Origin of the sequence: Pseudomonas sp. 18058 (assembly GCF_902706155.1) — a bacterium.
In the GTDB taxonomy this organism is placed as follows: domain Bacteria; phylum Pseudomonadota; class Gammaproteobacteria; order Pseudomonadales; family Pseudomonadaceae; genus Aquipseudomonas; species Aquipseudomonas rustica.
The window spans coordinates 1-509 of the sequence record NZ_CACSJY010000128.1; the positions used below are offsets into that span (position 1 = coordinate 1).

Sequence of the window (509 nt, forward strand, 5' to 3'; positions counted from 1 at the left end):
CGCTCAACGCGGCGGTGGAAGCCGCGCGCGCCGGCGAGCAGGGCCGCGGCTTCGCCGTGGTGGCCGGCGAAGTGCGCGCCCTGGCCGGCCGCAGCGCCGCCGCGGCGAAGGACATCAAGGCGCTGATCGGCGACTCGGTCTCGCGCGTGGCCGAGGGCTCCAGCCAGGTGGCGGAGGCCGGCCGCACCATGGACGAGATCGTGCAGAGCGTGCAGCGCGTGAACGACCTCGTCGCCGAGATCAGCGCCGCGAGCGGGGAACAGAGCCGGGGCATCGACCAGGTGCACCAGGCCGTCTCGCAGATGGACCAGGTGACCCAGCAGAACGCGGCGCTGGTCGAGGAATCCTCTGCCGCCGCCACCAGCCTGCTGGAGCAGGCCGGCCGGCCCAAGAGCGTGGTGGACGGCTTCCAGTTCCAGCCCGCACGCGCGATCGCGCTGGCACGCTGAAACCGCCCGGCCCCGCCCCGGTCCCGCGCCTTCGAGCTGCAGGTACACCCGCCCCTGCTC

The 509-nt window shown here is 74.3% G+C and carries 1 protein-coding gene; it reads left to right on the top strand.

Going from position 1 to position 509, the window contains the following annotated elements:
* Positions 1–449 (top strand): methyl-accepting chemotaxis protein (locus tag GVL50_RS28475; RefSeq protein WP_256672026.1); only part of this gene is annotated, 449 nt, incomplete at its 5' end.
* Positions 450–509: the final 60 nt, after the last annotated feature.